Source organism: Arthrobacter sp. RT-1, from assembly GCF_003367205.1.
Taxonomy (GTDB): Bacteria; Actinomycetota; Actinomycetes; order Actinomycetales; family Micrococcaceae; genus Arthrobacter.
In genome coordinates, this window is record NZ_QRGQ01000014.1 from 1 (window position 1) to 23,447 (window position 23,447).

Consider the following 23,447-nt stretch of genomic DNA (forward strand, 5'->3'; position numbering starts at 1 on the left):
GTCCGATACCCGAGAATGGCAAGCAAGACTGGACCGATGATAATAGCTGTTCGCTTGCAAGTACCGCTAACGGCTGAGCAAGTACCAGCTTGAGGAATATACGCGTAAGTCCCACTGTGGCTAAACAAAGCCAACGGAAATAGCTTCAAGGGACGATAATCAATTGCTCGGGAAGGGCCTCTTCTGATGCACAAAGTTGTTATTCCCCTTACTGTCGGGGCTGCCGCGGGCCGGTGCACCCATGGCTAGTACAAAGGAAAGTACAAACCAGCCGACGCCGCCGAAATCAAGTGACGGAGTTCAACGCCGGCGTCTCCTGAAGTCCGGGACCCTGGTTGCGGCGCTCACCGGCATCTCCACCCTATCGGCTGTCGAAACGGACGTTGCCCACGCTGCGGACAACACAAACCCACTCGCCGGATACATTCCCACAGCCGAAAAGGGCGCGGCCTCAGGTGTTGCTACCCTAGACCCAAACTCAAAAATTCCCCCCACACAACTACCCGACCTTTCTTCAACGATTCTCGAAAGCATAAGTGCTGCTTTAGAAGATCCCGACGGTATCCTGCCTGCTGCTTTTCCTGCTAAAGCCGGTTCCCCCCGCGATGCGAGCAGAGTAAAGCTCGAACGCAAACCCATCCTGCTGGTAGATCGCATATCACCCAATACAACTTGGGGTGACATGACTTTACTGTCGGTAGTCAGCGGCAGCATGTACGCCGTCGGCGCTGATCGCACCCTGCGTAGCTCGTCTGATAAGGGAGCCACATGGTCCAGGTTGGCTCAGGGTAGTGGAGGCAAGTACGGCCAGGATGGGATGTTTTTTCGTACCGCCACCGCCGGAACGATCCTTGCGACTTGGCATCCCGACGGGGGCGGTGCTCCAACAATCCGTCGATCGACAAACTACGGCGCAACCTTCACAGATGTCGTAGCGGCACAGCTACATGTTGACTACCTTGGTCCTACCTCAATTTGTCAGGACGCAACAACTGGATACATATACATCGCTGAGTACGTTCATGTAAGCGCGGCGCTAAAGCCTACGTGGAAGATCATCCGTTCCACTGACAATGGTGCCTCTTGGTCGACGTTCCGTACCTTCCAACGCGATGCCGCCCTCTACCCGACCACTGCTGTCCGCCATGGACACGGTGTCCAATGGGACCAACATGGAAAGCGCATTTTCTTCTTGACGGGCGATGCGGAAAGTGCTTCGGGGATATATAGGGTCAACGCCGCAGGAACGGACGTAGAACCGGTGCTTTTGAGAAGCTCTCAAACGGAAGTACTGTATGCCGCTACTGCTGTCGGTATCATGTTTTTTCCCGATTACATTGCTTGGGGGCAGGACCAGACTGGAGACGCTTGGCTACTGCGGATGGAAAGGACCCAGATCGGTCAACCGTCTCCAAGGGTCGAAAAGATAATGCATCTTCAGTCCTGCGCCTGGTATACCGTAAGGACCAAAGGGGACGGCACCGAGTGGCTGATGGGCGTTTCTAACCAACATGCTGCCGACGTCGCACCAGTGGACAACTGTATCCATCTTTACCGGGTAGCGGACAACGGGGCAACCTGCGATGAGGTTGCAGCACTCCCTGCAACCTCGCTGACGGCTACGAATTACTTTTACCCTTTGGATACTCCACTTCAGAGCAACACCGATGAGTACGTGTGGATTGGGTCGAACATTTACAACCCGTTCGAAAGCCCCGCCACCGCGGACCCACACATCGGTCAGCAGTTGAAGGTCTCCCTAGGCTGGGGGGCCCAATCGATACTTCGCCCTGACGTCTTGCGAAGGGCGTATACCGGTACACCCCAAACCCAGAACAGCAGTCGGGTCACACTCTCCGCGGCAGGCACGTACACTTTCGGAGCTACACGAGTTCCTAACGGTGCGCGGAAACTTTATGTTTTTGACCTAGGAGTATGCACCGTCTCAGGGAGCGGGAGTGTCAAGACCAGAGTATGGAACGCAAGCACAGCAACGGCCGTTGTGGACGCAGCAGCAGGTGCTATCGAAACTACCGCACAGTCCGTGCTGTATAACACCGCAAATAACGAGTCGGCCCCTACGGTTTTCGTTTCCAACCAACTGCCTGCGGGCAGCATTATTTATTTCGACCTTGTGGAGATTACCGGCAAGGCGACGGCTGACGCAGTCGGTTATGTGCAGTTCGCCTGGGGCTACTGATGAACGCAAGACCAATTATTTCTACCTAACGGGTGTAGCAATTGATCATTGAATATACCTTGATGCGGGGGTCATCACTTGGCGTCCATCTCCACCCCATTAGCCTTGCGAGATTATGTGATCAGCCACATCGGGCGGCCCGCTCTAAACTCGTTCTTATAGCCGCTAGCCCATGTTCTGGAGAAAGCTCCTGGGAGTACAGGTTTCGGCAATTCTGGCTCATTTCAGTACGAGCCTCCAAGGAAAGTTGCGCGGCAGCCCGTATGGCGGCAGCTAGTGATGCCGGATTTTCTGGCAGTGCAGGTAAGCCCACGTTTTCCCTGATACACAATTCTGACAAATCTCCAGAAACCGTAGTTACTACTGGCACTCCATTGGCAAGCGAGGCTTGAAACTTCGACGGGATCGTCATGCGAAAAAGGGGACGATCCGCCAAGGTAACCAATTGGAAGTCTGATGAAGCGTACACATTATCCATTTCGCGCCTGGATACGCGGCCATGAAACTTAACATTAGATATGCCGAGAACGTCTACAAGAGTAACCAGCGTCTTTTCCTGGATACCTGAACCGTAGATGTGGAACTCGATATTGCTGCAATCTTCAACAAGGGCAGCGGCACGAACGATCGTTTCAACGTCCTGCATCAATCCCAGATTGCCAGCATAAACAAATCGTATAGATTCGCTAGGCCGGGTAGCTTCTTGTGGACCCGGAACTACGTCAGCATCCCAGTTCAGCACCGTGCTGACTTTTTGTCTCGGAACCCCTCGGTCAATGATGGTTCTCGCCATTGTCGGGGCTATAGCTACGATTTCAGACGCGCACGCATACAGGGGCTTTATCATTAGCGAGATTAGAAAATGAAGAACTTTTGAAACTAGGCCCTGGCCCACCATGCCGGAACTCGTTACTGAGTCCGGCCAAAGGTCTTGAACGTGGAGCACGTACGGGACGCCATGGCGGATTCGGGCCCACCAAGCAGCCCAAGCTGCTGTCACAGGCGTTGCGTAAACATAGTTGACGTCGTTGTTCGCCAATACTTCGGTGCGTCTCGCACTAGCTAGCGCAAAGGATGCGAAAGTCTTGAACCTGTTGATCGCATTTGAGTCATGGCTGAGAAAAGTCTTGACTCGATGTACGAGGGCGCCATCCATATGCTCCGAGAACCCAGACTGCTGAGAATAACCATCGTAAATAACACCCGCGGGATAACTTGGAAATGCAGTAAGGACAACAACTTCGTCACCGTGCTGGACTGACGCGCGGGCAACTGAATTCGGCAGGGTAGCTTCCTCCGGTGCAAACCATTGAGTTACTATTCCTATCCTCATTCCTCTTCTCCCCGCACTGTTAGTTGGCTGCCTTCAAACTCCGGCATCGTCGCATGATCATTCGCAGATATTCCCTCGCGTCGAACAACGGACGCAAATGTCCAGAGTAGGATCCGTGCGTCGAGGATCAAGCTGCGATTTTCAACGTAAGAGATGTCCCACTCAAATTTCTCTTCCCAAGACAATGCATTTCTCCCCTTACACTGGGCGAGACCAGTGACACCGGGTCGGACTTCATGGCGCCGAGCTTGCCTCGGGGTATATTTGTCCAGATATTGAACTAAAAGGGGCCTTGGGCCAACAAAGCTCATGTCACCACGCAGAACATTTATCATTGTCGGCAGCTCATCAAGACTAGTGGCTCGCAAGAAGCGTCCCAAAGCGGTAAGCCGTTCCCCATCCTCAACCAGTCTTTTTGTTGCATCTACATTAAGCATTGTGCGAAACTTCCAGAGCATGAAAATCTTTGCGTCTTTCCCTGGCCTAGCCTGGCTAAAAAAAACGGGCCTACCCATGCGCACCGCAATTACCACAGCGACGGCGGCCATTGCGGGGCTGGCGATGATGAGAACTGAGACAGCACCCGCCACATCCATGGCTCTCTTTAGAAGCTCGTATCCAGTTCGGTTCACACCCGCTCCTCTATATTCCACACGCCTGCTCACAGAAGGCTACTGCTGGCATGGTATCGACTCATTATCACAACACAGACGTAGACATAGATATTTAATGTGACGCTATTCGCACTGTCGATTTCTGCAGATGGAGGGCCTGTTCCTTGGCCCATGCTTCAGAGCACGGTCCTCTTCAGACCCTGCATGATATTCAACAAATACGCGCACGGCATCTGGCTTACCTAAGTGGGGCCCCTGACGCTCAGCAGAACCGTACCACGGGCCTGACTTCGCGCTGACACTGAGAAGGAGTTGCTGATGTGATCCGGTATTGCCGCTGTTGCGTCACGACTCGCCTTCCCGCGGCCGAAGCCGGGCATTCGTAGGAATCAATGCCAGGTAAAAGAGTCCCCCACTAAACCTGATAGCCCTGACTGCAATCGACAGCGATGCCGCTCACGACGAGCACCGATACTTCGCTGTAAAATAGGAATCCGGAAGAACGGGCAAGACAGTATTTGCCAATAGTCTGTCGGACGCCTAAACCCAAAAAGGTCAGCATGCGAGCAGTAGATCCAAGAGATCGCTGTGTTCCGAGGTCAAGCAGCTGATTTGCAAGTCGGTCCATGAGGTCTCAATGAACGTACTCGTTGGGTCCGCCCGGGCGGGCGTACGGTCCTCCTTCTCATCCGGGAGTCTGGATCAGTGTGTGCGGGGATACATAGGACATAATTGGAGCTGGAAGTTCCATTGCGCGTTGCAAGATATGTATATGCGCTGGGAGAGACGGCCCTAAGGCCATGTCCCCAAATCAATCCGCCGATAGGAGTCCGCAGGGGCATGAACAAACCGAAAATTGTGCAGCATTCGTTCGGTTCAATGGGTTCCGGCGGCCCTATTGGAGCGCTGGGTCGGGTCCTGGCTTCAGACATGGCACAACGCTTTGAGTTCCTGCACGTATCCCAGCCCTACCCCGCTGGCGGCATCAACTTTGCGCTTATCAACCAGATGGCAAAGGAAATGAAGGCATTCGGTGCAGACATCGCCCATGTCAGAGGGCTCGGGAATGAAGGGTTTCACGGCGTCCTTGCCGCCAAGGTGGCTGGCGTTCCCAAGATACTGGTTTCAGTACACGGGTCGGTACGGGATCTCCAGTACCAGCCGTCCAAAATCCGCGGCTTCGTCGTCGGGCAATTGCTGGAGCCGCTTACCCTCCGACTAGCAACCCATGTTGTCACCGTGTGCGAGGCGGCGAAGGCCAAGCCTGTTCTTCGCGCCGTGTCAGAAAAAGTCATCGGGGTTGCCCCTAATGGCGTCGACCCCACAGACGTCAAGGAAAGAGATGTGGAGTCAGTACGCACGGAATTATCCATTGATCCGGAAGACGTAGTCTTGATCATGGTCGCTCGTTTGGTGGTCGACAAGGGAGGCATCGACCTTCTCAAGGCGCTAGCGATGCTCTCCCCGGCCTCTGTATCTCGAACAACACACCTGCTCCTTGTGGGGGACGGTCCTGATCGCGAACTGCTGGCAGCCCAGGCCAGGTTGGTCGGCAACGTCCGGGTTCACCTTCTCGGACGCAGGCACGACGTTGCTACCCTCCTGAAAACTTCAGACATTGCTCTGCTGCCGAGTTGGCATGAGAACATGTCAAATGCCCTACTGGAAGCCATGGCTGCCGGTATCCCTGTGATTGCGACTTCAGTGGGGGGCAATACCGAGGTACTTTCCCGAGGGGGTGGTGTCCTTGTCCCTCCCCACGACCCACAGGCGCTGGCGGCCGCCATGGACAACCTCATCCTCGATACAAGTCGTCGACTTGAACTGGGTCGAGAGGCGCTTGAGGTTATCGAGGGTGCTTACACGACCCGACACATGACCCAGCGGCTCGGTCAAATTTACCTGTCGATGCTGGGAGACATGAAACGATGAATGGTCCCTCTGTTGTTTTATTGGGATTCACAGTAGATAACCGAGTCGTGAATGAGATAGCTAAAAACAGCGCCGTCTTACCAACGCAGACTCATAGATTTGCATGGAATCTGGCTGCGGCGTTGGAGTCTGCAGGTGCAGTTGTCTCCCTTGTCTCGGCACTTCCCATACCGAACTACCCCGAGTACCCCAAAATCATTATTCGCTCGGGTGTCGTGGATCAGGGACAAATTCAGGGTGTAACGCTTGGCTTCCTCAACCTTCTCATTCTCAAACATGCGACACGTTTCTTGCAGTGTTTACGCGTTGGCATGCGCTACATACGAAGGCGCCGAGCAAAGTTCATCGTTGTTCACGGAGTCCATTCTCCCTTCCTCGTGTTCGCAAGGCTGATAAAGAGATTGCTCAGGCTACGCATCGTACTGGTTATGACGGACCCTCCAGGCGTTGTGCGTGCCGTAGACGGGAGCATAAGCCGAATGCTCAAACGTCTCGACCGTCGGCTCCTGCAAAGTCTTGCCTCTGGCTTTGACGGCGTTATCTGCCTTACGCCGGCCCTTGCAGCTGACTTCGCTCCGAACGTGCCCTGCCTTATCCTGGAAGGCTTCGCGAATCCTGAGCTCGCTGAAGTAGCTCAAATAACGTCTAGCACGTCGGGAGGTCTCCGTGTCGCCTACGCAGGGGGAATTAGTGCCGAGTACGGCGTCGAGAACCTGGTGCTCGCCTTCAAATCAATAGATGATCCCCACGCGCGACTTTCAATCTATGGAAAGGGACCACTGGACGATTGGGTGCGAAAACAGTCTGAGTGTGATGCCAGAATAAGCCACTGTGGCTTGTTGGCGCATGACTCGCTTATGTCGCAACTTCGGCAATCATCGATTCTTGTTAATCCCCGGCCCTCCGCTCAAGGCTTCGTTCGATACTCGTTCCCCTCCAAAGTTCTTGAGTACTTGACACTTGGTGTCCCAATGGTAACTACCAGGCTGGAAGGTTTAAGTGCAGATTATCTCCGGTTCGCGCAAGTCGCGGAAGGAGACTCCGTATCTGCTCTCGCGGGAGCAATTCGGTCTGTTATTTCGGAATATGGGAGTGCCCTAGACCGTGCTCGACGTGGCCAGGAATATGTTATTTCCGAAAAATCGGTGGAAGCGCAGGGCCTCAAGATTTCGCAGTTCCTGGCAGACCTTTAATGAGCAGTAACAAACAGTTCAAGTTACCCTTGAAGAGTCAGTGGTGCGCTAGCGAACCGAGATAATTACAGTCCCGAACGGGCTAGCGGTTCAGCCGAACACGGCTAACCGGTAGCTGTCGCACACCATCTTGACGGACCCGGTGACCGCGGTCCACGAGCCGGTCCGCCAGCCGGCTCGTGGACCGGGCCGGCACAACACCTACGGCGTGGATTCGAAGAACGACAGCGTTCGCGGGCCGGTCCTTCAAGCCAGCGGTACCTCGGCGAGAACACCTCCACCGAACTGTAACCGGTATATGGCGCAGCCGCTTGAGATGGCGTTCCTTCCGCCGACAGCGTCGGCTGTCACCCAGGTAGGGTCGTTCAGGCCTCAATCCTGTTCCAAGTCGAATCTTCTCTTTCCACCATCTGCAGACGGTGCGGTAGAGCCTGTTGGTTTCCGGGCGCGCGGCCGCCTTGACCAGTTCCTCGAGTACGTTCTTGGCCGCTGCGGCAGCGTCCAGGGAGCCAATGCGGAGCAGGACCCGGAGCTGTTCCTTGACTCTCCAGACGGCCTGAAGGGTGCCGGTTGGATCGTCGAGGGTGTGAACACTTCCTGGAGTCGTAGGGCGGCCCGGCAGCAGAGTGTGTCACCGCCGGTCAGCAGGAGCAGGCGGTGCGCCCAGGCCTTATCGATGGCCCGGCCGCGGCGGCCCTTGACCTGTTGGGAGAGGTGCTGCCGGGTCTCGGTCACGGCCTGGTTGGCCAGCGAGATGAGATGGAAGTAATCGACAGCGACAGCGGTGCAGGAAAGCCACCTCCGCAGTGCTTTGCGGAACGCCGCGGAGGATTCGATCGCGACGACCTGCACGGCTAGGCGCCATTTCAGCGGCCGGGCGAACAGCCTGTCTCCGACGCTCTTGTGGTCCCGGCCGTCGACCATCGCTCTATTCCCCTCCTGCACGGTTCCCGACGTCTCACGTCTGGGCCAGACGCTCAAACAATGGAAGGCCGGGATCCTTGCTTACTTCGACATCTTCGGCGCTTCCAACAGCCCCACCTAAGCGATCAACGGCGTCATCGCAAACAACCGCCGAATCGCCCGAGGCTCCGCACTAAATGCGGAGAACCCGTTTCGACCATCCACTGTCCACCGGCAACGCGTCTTTAGTCGGCCTCGTGGTCGGTGAGGAACTGGGCTCATTTTGTGGAAAACAAGGGGGCCCGTGGCCCTGCTGGGTGCGTGCGTCTGATCGAGGGGCTGATCATCACCGGCGCCACGACAGGCAAGGTCGAGGCCAACAACACCGCGATCAAGAACATCAAACGAATCGCCCGCGGATACCGCGACGCCTCTAACTACAAATCGGTTGTTCTCTTGAGAAGTGCCGTCCGGACGGCGGCATAACGCTCATCCCAGGGATCCATGTCCCCACGAACCGCGAAGAGCCCCTAACCACGCCCATCTGCGAAGAGCCTCGAAACGACCTAGAGGTGGGCAAGTCGAAAAGGATGGTGCGAGTGCCCGAGCTGCCCCCATTAGGCTCGTGGTCCTATTCCAAGTGCATGCCTAATCAACATAGCAGCACCACGGTCACCCTTGTCTGCGGTGACAAGAACTCAATTCCCATCGAAAGTGCAGAGACGCCTATGGCTTGGCGATCATGGTGCCCCGAATAGCAAGTTGAGGCGGAAATCCTCGCTCGGGTCCAAGCCACGAGTTGTTACTGTTGCAGGATTATCAGTTTCGATAAGTTGATGCAACGAGAGCGGACGACGCACACGCCAAGTGGCCCATCCAAGTGCTACTGGGGCAGCAAAATCTTTGGCGGGGTTATCGCCGATGTAGATGCACTGATCCCCTGAGATACCGAACTCTTCTTGAAGTGCCCGAAAAGTCAAGGGCGAGGGTTTGCCAGCGGCAGCGCCGAATTCATCGGTCAAAATGACCCTATCAAGCGTCCGGTAGAGGTCGAGTGCCATCGCCTTCGCTGATTGGCTTGAGGCAGGACCGTCCGTTATTAGGGCGGTCCGGAACCGCGAACCAACGTATTGCAGCATATCTCTTGCATCTTCGAGCAGGGCAATGTCCGGGGAATGGTTCCTGTAGATATCTATGCACTCCCCGACCAGTTCGGAGCCTTCCGCGCCCAGAATTTCGCCTAAAACAAGATTGAAGGTGTTTCCCCGAGTACCGTTAAGAAAAGCGCGCCAAGCTCGTGGAGCGAACCCATGCACGTCATACTTCAACTCAAGGGTCGAACCAACGGCCGCAAAACCGCTCCGCACATAGTCACGCTCAAGGTAAAGCGTGTCGTCCATGTCGAAAACGACCAATTCTAGTGCCAAGGATTCACGCCGAATCTATCGTCAGCGAAAATCACTGATTCGTCGTAACGTAGCATTACGGTCCCAGGTCTCCACTGCAGAGTTTTGGGGTGCCCGGCTGCTTCGGAATGCAATAGAGCAGACACGAGGTCCCCGCCCGACGCATGCGCCAGAGGGTACCCTCCGCCAAAGCGCGGGTTGATTTCAAGGATGCTGAGATCTCCTGAATTGTGATCATAGAACAGTTGCAGGTTCAGGACGCCATAGGCCCCCGGCAAGGCTTCGGCCACGGCCTCAGTCAAGGATATGATTTCCTTTGAGAACACCGTCACCCCCTTGGACACTTCTCCCCCTCTGGTCTCCAGCCTCCTCCTGGGGACGACGCCCAGGCACCTGCCCTTTCGATTAACAGCGAAATCAACAGTCACTTCTGCACCAACTATTCTCGGCTGAACAATATAATCCGGCGCAAGATTCCTTCGGTGAAGTTCCTGAGGCGTTTCTGAGTAAATAACACCCACTGACGAGGACCCGTTGCGCGGCTTTGCAACGCTCGGCCCTTCCCAATCGACGGACATAGCGTGCGCCGCTTCGACTGTCGCCATTGTTGGAAATTTATGCTGGCGAAGCCATTTGAATAAAAGCCATTTATCGAATCCCAAGCGTGCTACCTCTGGCGAGGACACCCAAACATCTATCCCAGCCGACCGGAACAAGTCTATGTTCCGCGCATAAACCTCTATTTCCGGATCGATGGTTGGAATTATCACGTCAGTGTTGAACTTACGCGCATATTCCAGAACGGCGGAACAAAAACGCGGATCACTTACTTTCGGGACTTGCCCAAAATCATCAGCGAGCATGCCTGCCGCGCTCAGGCGAGAATTGTCGATTACGGATACTCGGTCCGTACCTTCACCAATCCCGCGCAGTATCTTTACAAGCGCACCGCGGCGGCCACCGCTTGACAGCAGCCAATTGGTCATGGCTATTCTTCCTCTCAGACATCTGGGCTAGGTGAAGTAATGAACAAACACCTACTATCACAAATTAAACGCAGCAGAGTTAGCGATCGCCCTTGGCTATGCGTCGCCAAAATCAAGTCAGCAAATTCCATGCTGGGAGTCGATGCAAGAGTGCCCGAGAGACTGCGTCATCACTAGAAACGCCTACTGACCATACCATCCGTATGTTGGTGATGTCGCTAAACTCTCATAGAGACGGTGTGTGGTCCCCGGCCACTACTCGCAACTTGCACAGCATTTACCCATTGTCGCTAAGCCCGTTTAGAAAGTTTACCGCTTCTCGGGCTTGTAATCTTGCGTCAAATAGCCGCTCAACAACCTCTCGCCCTCGCCTGCCAATTTTGACGGCGAGCTCGTAGTTCTCAGTAACGTAGACGAGAGTGCTCGCCATTAAATCTTCGTCTCCTGGTGTGACCATAAGACAATTTTCTTGGTCAGTGAGAAATTGAGGTATATCGCCCACAGAAGTAGTCATCACAGGACGGGCAGATGAAAGGTACTCACCGAGCTTTGTAGGGAACCCGCCGCGCGCTTGGCGTGAATCGGGCCGCGGTAAAACAAGCAGATGGCATTTATGAAGGTAGTTTTTGACGTCCAGGTGAGGAACCAACCCATGAAATGTAACTTCCTCTTCAATTCCCAAGTCCCGTACTCGCTCAACTGCAAGTTGGCCATGCGACGACTGCACGTCTCCCAAGATGTGGACCTGAAGCACGAGCTTCGGCGCCAGCTTGGGCTTTGCCTTAGCCACTGCGGCAAGCAAGGTGAGTACGCCGTCCTTGGCTTCTGAAAGCGAGCCCGCGTACCCGACCGCGAGGTGAGAACCCAAGGCAAGCGGAGGGAAAGGCTTGTGTTGTGCGAGATCCACTATGGCCCCAAGAATCTTAGTATGCGAAGCAGACCTTTTTTGGACGAAGCTCTTCAGAGCGCTAGATATCACGAACATTCCATCAAAAGACCGGATGAGCTTCCGTTCGAAATATGTTCGTCCAAGCCGACCTAGCAAGCTGCTCGACGTAACGACGTCCGGGTACTCCGTTAACTCATGGAAAACAGGGAATCCTCGTCTTCTTGCAGCATGCACTCCAGCCTGAAGCAGGATAGGGTCCAATCCCGTGAGTAGTACTGCACCAACGCTTTCCGCACGGTTAATTGCGTCCAATGCTGGTCCCAATTCCAACACTGCGCGCTGGCGCCACTTTATTGCTGAACTACCTTCTTCCGCGATACTTACCCAATTTATCCCGTCAACCAAGCCGGCTAAATGCATCCAGTCAGCTTGATTCAGTAGGACTACGGAGACCTGGTGGCCCTCTTCCAGGAGCCCTGATGCAAGTGCCAGGTGACGGGCTGCCGCAGGGCCCCCATTTGGATATTTGAAGGCAGATACTATGACCAAATGCATTTCTACAAACTGCCAATCGACGGAACGACCCGGTTAATGTGTTCAGAAGCAGCCTCAGCAAATACCATTTCGAAGTCGCATTGCTCTTCGATCCGCTCCCAGCCGCTGGAGTTTCTCGTATAGTAGCAGAATGAGTTTTCGGCGGTCACGGGACCAAAATTCACGCACTGGAATTCGATCAGCTGCGGACCCTGTTCAAGTTGCGGGTCATAAGCAACATCAAGCGAACAGAACGGCGATCCGAGTGCTTCTGCCCAATCGGCAGCAGCGTCGAGTATAGGAGTTACGTCGATATCTTTATGAGGGGCATAGTTCAGGCGGCCGCCCCCGCTTGCGCGAAAGTCGTTGGGGCGATTAGCCCGCCCAAGAATATAAAAGCGACGTCCAAGGCGGAGTACCTTGTAATCTCCCTGAAGGCCCGGAAGGAATTGCTGTAGAACGAACGGTCGTCGGTGAAGTGAACGAGGAACATAATGTCGTCTTCGAAGCCTTTTGGCTAGCTCAAAGAATGTCCCTGGCATGTCCATGCTGCGACTAAGTTTCCGCGCCGCTCTTGCCGCTTGTTTAGGATCCCGAGCCAAAGAGACTCCTCTCGAACCCGCTCCAGTCGCCGGCTTAAGGACCACGGGCACTGCTACGTCAGCAGCAACAAAATCTTCAAGTGATCCGAACGTCCAACTCCACGGCTGGCCCAGCGCCTCCCCCAGGCGCGCCTGCCGCACTGACTCCATCATGACTTTATCGTGATGTGCAAGTAACAGTTCCGGCTCGGGTACGGGATGAGCGCCAACCATTTTTAGACCGAAAATTTTGGCTTCAATAAAACGCTTATAGAGCCCTCCCACGTCCTCGGAGGAGGTGTACAGCACGAAGGAACCCACGAGATCGCTCTTCGACAAGTCAAGCTCTGCGAAGTTAACGATCTCGACATCATGGCCTAGAACTTCAAGTTCTTTGCGTATTCTTTCCGCATCGAGACTTTCAGTCGTATGTACACTTTTCGTCGAGAACCAAAATCCTCGACGATAGTCTGCAAGTAGGATGACATGAGCCAAGGTGAACCTCCTAGATCGATGCGTTCTTCAATTCGGCTCCTGCCCGCTTTTCTTCGCTTGACGGCTGTCTCACGGAGACCAAAGCGTAGACGACGCCGTTCCACAGCCGACGCAAACCTCAGGTCATGCTACGGCAGGAAGCACTTTTAAGGGCAGCGCGATATCCGGCGTAAGCGCTAGGCAAGACAAAAGTTAGGTAGCAGAAAAAGCCGCCCATAATAACTCCCGAAAGCCCAAACCAACCGTACATAAGGATTTTGACAGGAACAGACACGAGAGCAAATAGAAGCCAACCCATGAGCTGATACCGAACGATACCTACACTATTCTGCACGCTGAAGAGAGGCGCAGTGCACGCGGTCAGTACTGACCATGCTACCAGGACAGCTGCGAGTTCTAGCGAGATGGATTGCCCTTCCCCGAGCCACAGCTCAGCGATAACGTCCCGCAATAAGAGAAGAGTAAGGCCCAGGACCGCTACGCCTGCACCAGACGAAAGAGTCATAATGCGACTAATCCTCCGCACCCAGGAAACATCGCCCCGCGCGAGGGCTTCACCATTCGCGGGCCAAAGTGGGAGCGCAACTAGGGTGACTGCGAGGCCTAGTAGAGAGAACAATTTAACAGAAATTGCGAACTGACTCACGGTCTCGAGGTCGGCAACTCGGGCTACAATTACGTTATCCGCATTTTGAGAGATTGAAACGATCACCGAAAGCATAAAAAAGGAGAAGCCCATTCGAAGTAAGACTTTGATTGTTTCAGAAGAAACAGCCCGGTAAGAGGGCGCCGCTTTCGGCTTTCGCCAGAAGTAATGAAGGTTGTTCATAAGTAATACAAGCGGATTGGAGAAAACTGCCGCAGCAATCACAGCAACGGGCCCCAAATCAAGTCCAACAGATGCGTAAATTGCTACAACAGTGATGAGGGCACCACCCACTTGCCACATATTGCTTTTCCAAGCCTCTTGAAAAGCATATTGAATACGTTGAATGAGGGACAGCGGTATGGTCAGTGCAAACGCACTGAATCCGAAGACGGCAACACTTTCAAGCGCTTGCGTATCGACATTTTGACTTACGCCGAAGAAATACGCCCAGGGAACAAATGGGAAAATTGTCCAGCATCCAACTATCAAAAGCAGCGCAATTGACCCCAGAGAAAAATAGGCTGCGCTGACCAAAGACTTCACACGGCGATCGTCACCGGCGGCGACTGATGGAGCTAGTTTGGTGAGAAGGCCATTTCCCAGTCCCAAATCAGCAAACATGGCCATGCTCGTAATCGAAGTTATCACCATCCAGAAGCCAAAGACATCGGGACCCAAGTATCGCAAAGTAGCGGGAATCGTCAGCAAAGGGGCGGCCAGGGTCAGCACGCGAGAACCAAGGCCCGTGGCTATACCAAGAATCAATGCTCTGGTACGACTTTTCGCAGCTAGCCCGGTCGGTCCGCCCTCCGCTGTTTGAAACATTTGTGTTCTCCTGGTTGTCGTAAGATTAGAGCCTTTCGCCTAAGCCGTCATATACCAGTCGTAAACTTCCTTCAGGGCTTCAACAAAGGAGGGCTGCATCACGTCCGGTAACAAGGATGTCAAGCGCTCAGAAGACGCTTGTGAGTGCTTTACATCCCCCGCTCGCGGGTCGACATACTGCACTTCGATTGGTCGATCGTGAAGTTCCTGTAAAAGTGAGACCACTCCATTTAGAGAAGTTCGAGTACCGAACGCCAGGTTAACCGGCGTCTCACTTGTTACCGATCGTAAAGCCGATTTGGTTAAGGCATCAGTGACTGCATGTATGGAGGTGAAATCACGAGACTGCTCTCCGTCGCCGAAAATAATCAGGGGCTCTCTGTTCTTGAGTGCGGCCAGGAACTTTGGAATCACAGCGGCGTACACATGGTCCGCCCTCTGGAGAGGACCAAACACATTGAAGAACCGAAAGGCAATTGTCTTGAGCCCATAGCTAGTGGAGTAGGCATTTGTGTACGCCTCCGTGGCCAGCTTGGTAACCGCATAGGGGCTAAGAGGCAAAGTCGCAAGCGATTCGATTTTGGGAAGCGTCGGATTCGCCCCATAGACAGACGACGAAGACGCGACGCTTACGTGCTTCACCTCGTTGGCTCGTGCTGCTTCGAGCACATTGAGCGTCCCGTCGATGTTGACAGCATTCGTAGAACGAGGGTCTTTAATAGAGCGAGGTACAGATGGAAGTGCGCCCAGGTGCACTACTGCGTCCACGCCTTCGGTCGCATGCAGAACGTCTTCGTAATTTCGAAGGTCTCCTGCAATCTCCAGGACGCGCTCATTCTTGTCGCTGCGCCGTAGGCCCGTGACGTAGTTGTCCAAGGTTCGAATGCGTTCGACTTCGGGTTGTGACAGCAATCGGTTCACAAGATTTGTACCTATGAAGCCGCAGCCACCAGTAATAAGAATTTCCAATGTTCAAACTCCTTTGCACTAAGCAGACAGCTTATGAGCGTTGATTGGTAGGCAGACCTAAAGCGTTATAGCGTTGCGGCCGACCAATCTGTTCTTAGTGTCAAGCACAACCACACCATCTTGCTCTAGTAGCTCATAATCAACATCGTCGTGATCGGTCAGCAGTACGAGAATGTCAGCGTTACCGACGGCAGCTGATGAGAGGGTCGTCTTTGTAACTAATGCCGGCCAGCGGTGAGGCTCAACGTGGCTATCGACCGCTGCGATTTGTGCACCCAACCCAGTCAAAAGCTCCGCAACCCGAAGTGATGGGGCCTCTCGAATGTCGCCGGTGTTCTTCTTGTAAGCAAGGCCCAACAGAAGAACACGAGAGCCATTAACAGCTTTTTGGGCCTCATTCAGCAGCTCCACAATCCGCTGAACTACATAGTTTGGCATGTTGTCGTTGATGTCGTTTGCCAACTCTACGAAGCGAAAGCTTTGTCCAAGCTTCCGGCGAACCTCCCAAGATAAGTAGCTTGGGTCTACCGGAAGACAATGCCCACCGACGCCCGGGCCGGGAGTAAACTTCATGAACCCAAAGGGCTTCGTACTAGCTGCTTCAATCGACTCCCAGACATTTACGCCTAATTGGTTAGCAAAAATAGCTAGTTCGTTAACTAGTGCGATATTGACGTGGCGAAAAGTATTTTCCAACAGCTTTGTGAGCTCGGCTTCTTTGGGGGTACTCACCGGCACGGTCTGGTTCACCAAGTCATCATAAAAACGCTGGACATGCTCCAGCGAACCGGCGTCGATGCCAGAGACCACTTTTGGTGTCTCTACGAATCCCCATACGGCATTCCCCGGATCTATCCTTTCAGGGCTATATCCCACATGGAAGTCGACACCCGCAGACAATCCGGAACCACTTTCAAGAATCGGTACCAGCAATTCTTCCGTGGTGCCTGGATAAGTGGTGGACTCAAGAATAACGACGGCACCACGCCTCAAATGGACAGCCAAAGAACGGCCCGACTCTTCGATAAAGGTAAGATCCGGAAGGCTTTCCCGAAGAGGCGTAGGAACGGTAATTACAGCTATGTCGAAGTCGTGGACGTCGTTATAGTCAGTTGTCGCAGCGTATCTACCCGAACTTAGCGCAGACTTTAGCTTCTCATCAGAGATATCGTCGACATACGACTGTCCCAGGTTTAGAGAGTCGATGCGGTTCTTGTCTAAGTCAACACCAACTACGTCGTAACCGACTTCGACTGCTCGCATTGCAACTGGCAAACCAACATAGCCTTGTCCAATGATGACGACCTTGCGCTCTTTAGTGGCCATATAGATATCTTTCCCTTTTGTAACCAGTGTTCCGATTTGTGCAGTGGCGTGCACAGGTCGCTCTATTTGAATTGACTTGCATACGGCACTGGTCAGCCACCCACCGTTCGCACTTACTACGCCTAGGGCCTAATTCCAGAGCGTTGGCGGTGACTGTGTGCAGTAGACCTGATAAAGCTCACAACGCGGCGTGAGGCATCTCGGACTTGGTACTCATCGGGCACCGTCGATGGACCCCTATCGACGAAATCGTCAAGCGCGATCCGCACACCATCAGCAATTGAATCCGACGAGACACCCACCGTTATGATGCCGGCGGTATCCATAGACTCTGGACGCTCGATAAAATCGCGGAGCGTGACTGCAGGAAAGCCCAGGATGGCGGACTCCTCGCTGATAGTGCCGCTGTCGGAGAGCACCAGCCTTGCAGACTCCTGAAGCTTGACGTAATCGTGAAACCCGAAGGGCGGGTGAAACCGAAGACCGTTCCTTTCCTCAGAGGGCAAAGCGTCTAACCGCTTTCGAGTCCTCGGATGGGTTGAAACAAGAACTGGCAAATTATAGGAAGTAGAAAGCTCGCTCAAAGCCTTCAGGACAGAAGAAAGCCGCTGTGGGTTGTCTACATTCTCTTCCCGGTGCAGACTAACAAGAAAGTAGCTATTTTTCTCGAGTTGCTGTCGCTCCAGTACGTTGCTGGCGGCAATCTTTACGGCATTAGCATCCAAGACCTCGCGCATAGGGGATCCACTCAACGTAATACGCGAGGGGTGAATCCCTTCGGCGAGTAGATTGCGACGCGCATGTTCCGTGTAAACGAGGTTGTAATCCGCTACGTGATCAACCAGTCGCCTATTGACTTCTTCTGGAACGTTCTCATCAAAGCAGCGATTACCCGCTTCCATGTGGTAAACGGGGATCTTCATCCGGCGCGCCATCAAAGCAGATATACAACTGTTGGTATCGCCCAAAACAAGCATTGCATCTGGCTTTTCTGCAGTGAGAACTGCTTCCACCTTTGTCAAAATGCTTCCGAGCACTGCCCCAAGTGAGCTCGTGTCGGCCTCCAAAAAATGGTCCGGACGACGCAAGCCAAGGTCTTCAAAGAAGACTTCATTCAACTCGTAGTCGTAGTTCTGGCCCGTGTGCACCAGAACATGGTCAACATGCCTATCTAATGCCTTAATGGTTGCCGCTAGCCGAATAATTTCTGGCCTAGTGCCAACGACGGTCAGCACCTTCAATTTCTGAGTCATTCTAGACTGGCTCCGGGATCGTGTCTGGTTCTAATGGATTGAAAATTTCGTTAGTCCAAAATGAGGTATATAGGGTGTCGGAGCCCGTGTTGGTAATCTTGTGAGTCCACATAGTCGGCATATCAACCGCCACTGGCTCATGACCAGTCACAGCAAAATCGTATACTTTGTCCGAGAATAGCTTTCGGACCGAAATCTTGGCGGTTCCGGCCAGGACAATGAACCGCTCAATCTTCCTTCTATGAAAATGTTCGCCGCGTGTCACTCCCGGCTCAGTTGTCGAAAAAGACGACTGGCTCGGTCCGCCGTGAGCACGCAGAATCTCGAAAAACGAACCGCGAGAATCAGCGTGGCGTTCGATCGCAATCGGGGTCTGCGCAGTGAAAGTGTAGGACCGATAAGTATTGAAGAGGTCCCGGTTGAACCTTTCACGAATGTCCGGTATCTGACCGTGACGATAGGTCGAAGCAATATAGTCCAGGCGGCGCAGAAGCCCGCTGACAGACTCGCGTACCTCAAGTTTGTCACAGACCTCAGAATTGGTGTGGCCCAACAACCTGTCTGCAGCATCCTGGACATGCAATAGGGTCAATTCCTTGTCCTGCGTCACCTCGGGCTGTTCCCCTTGAGCCAGGAGGTGACAAAAAGTTGCGGTGACCGCGTTGTAAAACGGCCGGCCGTGCTCACCAAACAAGTTGGGGAGAACGACGTCATCAAAGTATGCTCCTGAGTTCTCCGCAGCCTTTCGCAGGAGTTCGGCAGCGCGCCGCTTGGCATCACCGTAGATGGTCCCCGTGGAAGTCTGCGTTGAGTTAGCAAACACGACCACCGAAGGAGGCCTGTCACAACGGGCAAGAGCTTCTGCAACCTGCTCCGCGAAAAGCTCATTGCCGTTCTGAACCTCTGAATCGCTGCCCCGATTTACCCCAGCAATGTGGATCAGGCGTTGCGTCCCGTCGATCGCAGAGACAGCCGCGTCAAGGTCAAACTTATCCCCCAAAGCAACTGCGCTGTTGGTGCCTGTCCCTTGGAGCGCAGCGCGAGTGTGCCAACCTAGAAATCCATTGGCCCCGGTCAGTGACACTGTTGCTGTCATCGTGAAACGAGCTCCTCTTCGGCGGTAAGTCCTGCTGCCCTAAGTTCCTGGCGGACTTCGGGGAGGGTGAGAAGGAGCTTCTCCACTTCCGAAATGGTCATCCTCTCAACCGTGTGGGAATCGTAGTCAGAGTATTCCGCTTGAATCACGTCGCCTTCTTCAAAGTACGCGCTGTAGTTCAAGTCTCGTTTGTCGGCCTGGATACGAAAGTATTCCCCCATATCACGGGCTCGCGACAGTTCTTCACGCGTCGCGAGAGCCTCCGACATCTTCTCCGCGTGCCGCGTACCAATCACATGGATTTTTGAGGCCGAACGAAACAAATTCACAGTAGCTTGGGCCAAGTCACCAACGGTACATGCACGTGCTTTCCGAATGAACAAATCCCCTTGATTTGCATTGTGGAAGGCAAAATCGACCAAATCCACCGAATCAGCCAAGGACATCATAAATCGCGTCATGTCGGGATTTGTAACTGTAAGATCCTTTCCCGCTTTGATCTGACGGATAAATAGTGGGATCACGGACCCGCGCGAGTACATCACATTGCCATAACGAACACAAGAAACAGTCGTCGCAGCATTAGGATTATTGAGCCCGTGGGATTGTGCAACTTTTTCCATCATGGCTTTACTTATTCCCATGGCGTTCACGGGGTAGACCGCTTTATCAGTACTCAAACAGACTACAGATTGGACTCCGGCGTGGTCCGAAGCTCGAACGACATTTTCGCTGCCCAGGATGTTCGTTTTCATAGCTTCCATGGGAAAAAACTCGCAAGAGGGAACTTGCTTCAAGGCCGCAGCATGAAATACAAAATCCACATCCTTCACCGCGCGTTCAACGCTCTGATAATCGCGGATATCACCTACGTAAAAACGCAGTCGGGAATCCGCAATTTCGTGCCGCATAAGATCCTGCTTGGCCTCATCGCGACTGAGAATGCGAATCTGTTCTGCGCCATGGTCGAGGAGCTTCTTTACGACAGTGTGGCCGAAGGACCCAGTTCCGCCCGTTACTAGGATGCGTTTACCTTCATACCCCTTGGACACTTCCTGCATCAAATTTCCCTTTCACTTCCCAAGAAAACTCCGCCGAAAACTGGCAGAGAAAACAAAACACTTTGACCCGAGCTGATCGGATCAACCAATGAATGACTAAAAACGCCTAGCATGTTCATAATTTTGCAAGAACATCGCGATTGTCTCACCGATCAAGTCACGCGACTTCGTCGACATAGATGAACCGCTCGGAAGTGTCAGCCCGGTCTCAAACAATCGTTCAGCGGTACCGTTTTCAGCCTTTCTGGCCTGACGATATATCGGCTGAAGATGCATCGGCTTCCAAAGTGGCCGGCTTTCGATGTTCTGACCAGTCAGAGCTGTACACAACTCATTTGCGGTAAAACCAGCAGCTTCCGGTTCAACCAAAATCGATGTGAGCCAAAAATTATCGTGGGAGTCTGTGTCTCCTCCGAAAATCGACACGCCCGGCACGCCATCAAACAGCTGCTTATAAAACTGCCGGTGATCGCGGCGCCTCATAATCATCTCATCCAGCCGGACGAGTTGGGCGCGTCCGAGAGCGGCCAGCAAGTTACTCATGCGGTAGTTGAAGCCAACTTCCGTATGCTCATAGTGAACGACGGGTTGCCTCGCTTGTGTGGCTAGATATCGCACGCGAGATGCTACCTCTTCATCATCGGTCAGCAGCATCCCTCCACCCGAAGTGGTCATAATCTTATTTCCATTGAAAGAGAAGATTGCAGTTTCACCCCAAGAACCTGCTGCCTGGCCTTTATGGAATGCCCCCAAAGATTCTGCCGCATCTGCTATTAGAGGAATACCGAATTCGGCTGCTATGTCAGCGATACCACTGTAGTCAACCGTTTTTCCCAAGAGATCGACGGGAACAATTGCGCCAATCCTCTCTCCCGCCATCGCGAGCGACCGCAAAGCCTCTTTCAGAAGGAGTGGGTCCATGTTTCCCGACTCCGGCAAGCAATCTACGAAAAATGGTTCCGCGCCAGTGTACGAGATAGCATTGGCCGTCGCGGCAAACGTCATAGTGGAAGTCAGCACCACATCTCCTGGCCCAACTCCGTGCGCCAACAGTGCTAGGTGTAGCGCGGCTGTACCCGAGCTGAGCGCAACGGCACATCGTCGACCGATGCGAGCAGCCATCTCCTGTTCAAACCTGTCTACGTCCGGACCGAGAGGTGCGATCCAGCCTGAACGGAGTGCCTGCAATACATACTTTTCCTCCAGCTCTCCAACATCTGGAGCAGACATGAAAATTCGCTCATTCATTGTTGGCTCCGATCGATGACGCGAGATAGGGCTTCGGTGCACCCACGGAACCAGTGCCAGAGGTTGCCCAGTGTTCCATGTCTAAGTTTTCGGGCGGCAAAGGTGGGACAGTGGTGTGGGTGACCTTGGGATGGAACGGGCGATCATCATGCTCCTTGGAACCGAATAGCTCTTCGTGCAACTTTTCGCCCTCGCGGAGCCCAGTTATAACAATTTCCACGTCCCTACCTGAGCTTGCAATCACCCGTTTGGCAACATCAAGAATTTTAATGGGTTCGCCCATATCCAGAATCAATGCCTCTCCGGGTCGACCGATTGCCCCGGCTTGTATGACGAGCTGGCAGGCTTCCGGAATGGTCATGAAGTACCTGGTTACTTCCGGGTCAGTAACAGTTACCGGCCCCCCCGCCTCTATCTGAGCGATGAAGGTAGGAAGCACAGACCCGCGACTGCCTATCACGTTGCCGAAGCGCACGGAAAGGTACGACTCACCCGATTGGACCGCCGCCCACGCAGTAAGTCGCTCTGCTGTCCTCTTCGAGTGGCCCAGTACGCTAATCGGATTCGCTGCCTTGTCAGTCGATATATTGATGAAAGTTTTCACACCCACTGAAAGCGCGGCGGTCAACACGTTGAGTGTTCCCAGAACGTTGGTTTTCCAAGCTTCCTCAGGGTATTGCTCAAGCATCGGAAGGTGCTTGAGCGCAGCGGCGTGAAAGACCACTTCAGGTTTCCTATCCGCAAATATTTGTTGAATGGCCTTCTTGTCGCGGATGTCGGCCAAGACGACATCATCGCTGTTTAGCAATCCGTGACCGGAGATAGCAATTTGCACTCCATGAAGCCCTGTTTCATCACGGTCCAGCATGATGAGTTCCTGCGGAGCATACCGGGATATCTGACGGCAAAGTTCAGACCCGATCGAACCTCCCGCTCCCGTAACCAGGACTCTCTTGCCCTCTACGTAGCCGGCGATAGTGTCCACTTGCGTATCCACCGGCTGTCGGCCGATAACGTCCTCGATAGCGACATCTCTCAAATCGGCAAGCTTCATACCGTCCGCCAGCAGATCTGAAAGAAGAGGCATAACAATCATGCGTAAGCCCGCTTTATCCGCTTGATCAGACACGTTGCGAATAAGGCTGGCATCCGCCCGGGCTACGCATAGGATCAAAGCCGTTGCATTGGTTTTGAGCTTCAGAGCGTCCAGATCTGCACCGGTCCCGAGCACAGGAACATTCGAAAGCCGCAGTTGCCTTTTGTCCGGGTCGTCGTCCACCAGTCCTACCGGAAGGTAAGGAGACGCGGAATCGGTGAGCATCCGTTTAATCAGGAACGAACCCGTTTGACCGGCTCCATAAATGAGAACGCGTTCGGCAGAATCCTGAGGACGTGCCCGCCGTTCCCAAACCAAGCGTTGTAGATGCCTGCTTCCTCCCATGATTACGAAAGCAACAGGTAACGCCACCAGGGCTGTGCTGCGGGGAAGGCCAGCATTACTGATTAGGAAAAGATTAGCGCAAAACAGAAGGGCAGCTACACTGACAACGGTAGCTAGTAGCGTTTGGGCCTCGTGAAAAGCTCCGTGCTGATGCCGCCCACGGTAAAGAAAAAGTTGCCAGCCAATGACGGCTTGAAAAACGATGGCAAGCAAAGCCAGTATCCCTACGGAAAACCAGTCGATTCGCTCAGCAATGAAGTCGAATCGAAAAAGTACCGCGAAAGTAACGGCTATGACCCAGGCTTCAGCGTCGACCGCGTACTGAAGGACACGGAGAGCCCATCTGGTCGCCCGACCACTATCCGTCGACTGTTTTCGCGGCAGGTTTGTTACGCCCAAGAAAATATTCCCCCAAGATATGACGCGGAGTGGGCCGTAGCGGCCGGTCCGGATGACAGCAGTTCCAAACCTTAGTGCCATCCCTGTTCAGCCAGGGCGCAGCTCGACCTGGCT

The 23,447-nt window shown here is 53.8% G+C and carries 19 protein-coding genes and 1 pseudogene; 4 read left to right on the forward strand and 16 right to left on the reverse strand.

The window, feature by feature from the left end; genetic code table 11:
• Window positions 1–241: 241 nt before the first annotated feature.
• On the forward strand, window positions 242–2,200 hold the full coding sequence (locus DXK94_RS21250) for a hypothetical protein (protein ID WP_147294377.1): 1,959 nt from the start codon (window positions 242–244) through the stop codon (window positions 2,198–2,200).
• A 121-nt stretch (window positions 2,201–2,321) separates the two neighbouring features.
• Here DXK94_RS21250 and DXK94_RS13200 read toward each other — a convergent pair whose 3' ends face one another.
• On the reverse strand, window positions 2,322–3,533 hold the full coding sequence (locus DXK94_RS13200) for a glycosyltransferase family 4 protein (protein WP_115525308.1): 1,212 nt from the start codon (window positions 3,531–3,533) through the stop codon (window positions 2,322–2,324).
• Window positions 3,530–4,165, reverse strand: a complete 636-nt coding sequence (locus tag DXK94_RS13205; protein ID WP_309544325.1) for a sugar transferase — start codon at window positions 4,163–4,165, stop codon at window positions 3,530–3,532. Before DXK94_RS13205 ends, DXK94_RS13200 begins: the two co-directional genes overlap by 4 nt.
• An 822-nt stretch (window positions 4,166–4,987) precedes the next feature.
• On the opposite strand from DXK94_RS13205, the gene DXK94_RS13210 reads away from it, so the two are divergent.
• Together DXK94_RS13210 and DXK94_RS13215 are read left to right on the forward strand one after the other, a co-directional pair.
• Window positions 4,988–6,079, forward strand: a complete 1,092-nt coding sequence (locus tag DXK94_RS13210) for a glycosyltransferase (RefSeq protein ID WP_115525310.1) — start codon at window positions 4,988–4,990, stop codon at window positions 6,077–6,079.
• A gap of 47 nt (window positions 6,080–6,126) precedes the next feature.
• Entirely contained in the window at window positions 6,127–7,272 is a 1,146-nt protein-coding gene (locus DXK94_RS13215) for a glycosyltransferase (protein WP_181884826.1), read from the forward strand.
• A gap of 372 nt (window positions 7,273–7,644) precedes the next feature.
• Here DXK94_RS13215 and DXK94_RS21950 read toward each other — a convergent pair whose 3' ends face one another.
• Window positions 7,645–8,196 carry a transposase gene (locus DXK94_RS21950; protein WP_115525312.1) on the reverse strand — a complete coding sequence of 184 codons (552 nt, stop codon included), beginning with the start codon at window positions 8,194–8,196 and terminating at the stop codon, window positions 7,645–7,647.
• A 264-nt stretch (window positions 8,197–8,460) separates the two neighbouring features.
• Between DXK94_RS21950 and DXK94_RS13225 the strand changes: the two genes are divergently transcribed.
• The gene (locus DXK94_RS13225; protein WP_181884827.1) at window positions 8,461–8,661 is read left to right on the forward strand and encodes a transposase; all 201 of its coding nucleotides are present in this window, start codon (window positions 8,461–8,463) and stop codon (window positions 8,659–8,661) included.
• Between the two features lie 254 nt (window positions 8,662–8,915).
• Here the strand turns inward: DXK94_RS13225 and DXK94_RS13230 are convergent, their stop codons facing one another.
• From DXK94_RS13230 to DXK94_RS13275, 13 genes and pseudogenes are all read right to left on the reverse strand, one after another.
• Window positions 8,916–9,602 (reverse strand): HAD family hydrolase, encoded by a 687-nt coding sequence (locus DXK94_RS13230; protein ID WP_309544326.1) that lies wholly within the window; start codon window positions 9,600–9,602, stop codon window positions 8,916–8,918.
• Window positions 9,593–10,567: an ATP-grasp domain-containing protein gene (locus tag DXK94_RS13235; RefSeq protein ID WP_115525315.1), complete on the reverse strand. Its 975-nt coding sequence runs from the start codon at window positions 10,565–10,567 to the stop codon at window positions 9,593–9,595. The genes DXK94_RS13230 and DXK94_RS13235 overlap by 10 nt, the downstream gene beginning before the upstream one ends.
• A gap of 277 nt (window positions 10,568–10,844) precedes the next feature.
• Window positions 10,845–11,474 carry a glycosyltransferase family 4 protein gene (locus tag DXK94_RS21415; RefSeq protein WP_181884829.1) on the reverse strand — a complete coding sequence of 210 codons (630 nt, stop codon included), beginning with the start codon at window positions 11,472–11,474 and terminating at the stop codon, window positions 10,845–10,847.
• A 39-nt stretch (window positions 11,475–11,513) separates the two neighbouring features.
• Window positions 11,514–12,011, reverse strand: a pseudogene (locus DXK94_RS21955) (glycosyltransferase); the annotation flags it as partial.
• A gap of 2 nt (window positions 12,012–12,013) precedes the next feature.
• Complete coding sequence (locus DXK94_RS21255) at window positions 12,014–13,066, reverse strand: RimK family alpha-L-glutamate ligase (RefSeq protein WP_147294378.1); 1,053 nt, start codon at window positions 13,064–13,066, stop codon at window positions 12,014–12,016.
• 118 nt (window positions 13,067–13,184) lie between these two features.
• Window positions 13,185–14,540, reverse strand: coding sequence for a lipopolysaccharide biosynthesis protein (locus tag DXK94_RS21260; protein WP_147294379.1), 1,356 nt, complete (start codon window positions 14,538–14,540; stop codon window positions 13,185–13,187).
• 39 nt (window positions 14,541–14,579) lie between these two features.
• On the reverse strand, window positions 14,580–15,509 hold the full coding sequence (locus tag DXK94_RS13245) for an NAD-dependent epimerase/dehydratase family protein (RefSeq protein WP_115525317.1): 930 nt from the start codon (window positions 15,507–15,509) through the stop codon (window positions 14,580–14,582).
• Between the two features lie 57 nt (window positions 15,510–15,566).
• Complete coding sequence (locus tag DXK94_RS13250) at window positions 15,567–16,889, reverse strand: nucleotide sugar dehydrogenase (protein ID WP_258868540.1); 1,323 nt, start codon at window positions 16,887–16,889, stop codon at window positions 15,567–15,569.
• A 68-nt stretch (window positions 16,890–16,957) separates the two neighbouring features.
• Window positions 16,958–18,088: a non-hydrolyzing UDP-N-acetylglucosamine 2-epimerase gene (wecB, locus tag DXK94_RS13255; protein ID WP_115525319.1), complete on the reverse strand. Its 1,131-nt coding sequence runs from the start codon at window positions 18,086–18,088 to the stop codon at window positions 16,958–16,960.
• A 1-nt stretch (window position 18,089) separates the two neighbouring features.
• Complete coding sequence (locus DXK94_RS13260) at window positions 18,090–19,184, reverse strand: NAD-dependent epimerase/dehydratase family protein (RefSeq protein ID WP_115525320.1); 1,095 nt, start codon at window positions 19,182–19,184, stop codon at window positions 18,090–18,092.
• The gene (locus DXK94_RS13265) at window positions 19,181–20,245 is read right to left on the reverse strand and encodes an SDR family NAD(P)-dependent oxidoreductase (RefSeq protein ID WP_115525321.1); all 1,065 of its coding nucleotides are present in this window, start codon (window positions 20,243–20,245) and stop codon (window positions 19,181–19,183) included. Before DXK94_RS13265 ends, DXK94_RS13260 begins: the two co-directional genes overlap by 4 nt.
• 96 nt (window positions 20,246–20,341) lie before the next feature.
• Window positions 20,342–21,493 carry an aminotransferase class I/II-fold pyridoxal phosphate-dependent enzyme gene (locus DXK94_RS13270; protein WP_115525322.1) on the reverse strand — a complete coding sequence of 384 codons (1,152 nt, stop codon included), beginning with the start codon at window positions 21,491–21,493 and terminating at the stop codon, window positions 20,342–20,344.
• Entirely contained in the window at window positions 21,486–23,333 is a 1,848-nt protein-coding gene (locus tag DXK94_RS13275; RefSeq protein WP_258868541.1) for a nucleoside-diphosphate sugar epimerase/dehydratase, read from the reverse strand. Before DXK94_RS13275 ends, DXK94_RS13270 begins: the two co-directional genes overlap by 8 nt.
• Window positions 23,334–23,447: the final 114 nt, after the last annotated feature.

Excerpts from the sequence above, each read along its gene's own strand:
- DXK94_RS21250 (WP_147294377.1), top strand. The coding sequence starts at position 242 with ATGGCTAGTACAAAGGAAAGTACAAACCAGCCGACGCCGCCGAAATCA.
- DXK94_RS13200 (WP_115525308.1), bottom strand. The coding sequence starts at position 3,533 with ATGAGGATAGGAATAGTAACTCAATGGTTTGCACCGGAGGAAGCTACC.
- DXK94_RS13210 (WP_115525310.1), top strand. The coding sequence starts at position 4,988 with ATGAACAAACCGAAAATTGTGCAGCATTCGTTCGGTTCAATGGGTTCC.
- DXK94_RS21950 (WP_115525312.1), bottom strand. The coding sequence starts at position 8,196 with ATGGTCGACGGCCGGGACCACAAGAGCGTCGGAGACAGGCTGTTCGCC.
- DXK94_RS13235 (WP_115525315.1), bottom strand. The coding sequence starts at position 10,567 with ATGACCAATTGGCTGCTGTCAAGCGGTGGCCGCCGCGGTGCGCTTGTA.
- DXK94_RS21260 (WP_147294379.1), bottom strand. The coding sequence starts at position 14,540 with ATGTTTCAAACAGCGGAGGGCGGACCGACCGGGCTAGCTGCGAAAAGT.
- wecB (WP_115525319.1), bottom strand. The coding sequence starts at position 18,088 with ATGACTCAGAAATTGAAGGTGCTGACCGTCGTTGGCACTAGGCCAGAA.
- DXK94_RS13260 (WP_115525320.1), bottom strand. The coding sequence starts at position 19,184 with ATGACAGCAACAGTGTCACTGACCGGGGCCAATGGATTTCTAGGTTGG.
- DXK94_RS13265 (WP_115525321.1), bottom strand. The coding sequence starts at position 20,245 with ATGCAGGAAGTGTCCAAGGGGTATGAAGGTAAACGCATCCTAGTAACG.
- DXK94_RS13270 (WP_115525322.1), bottom strand. The coding sequence starts at position 21,493 with ATGAATGAGCGAATTTTCATGTCTGCTCCAGATGTTGGAGAGCTGGAG.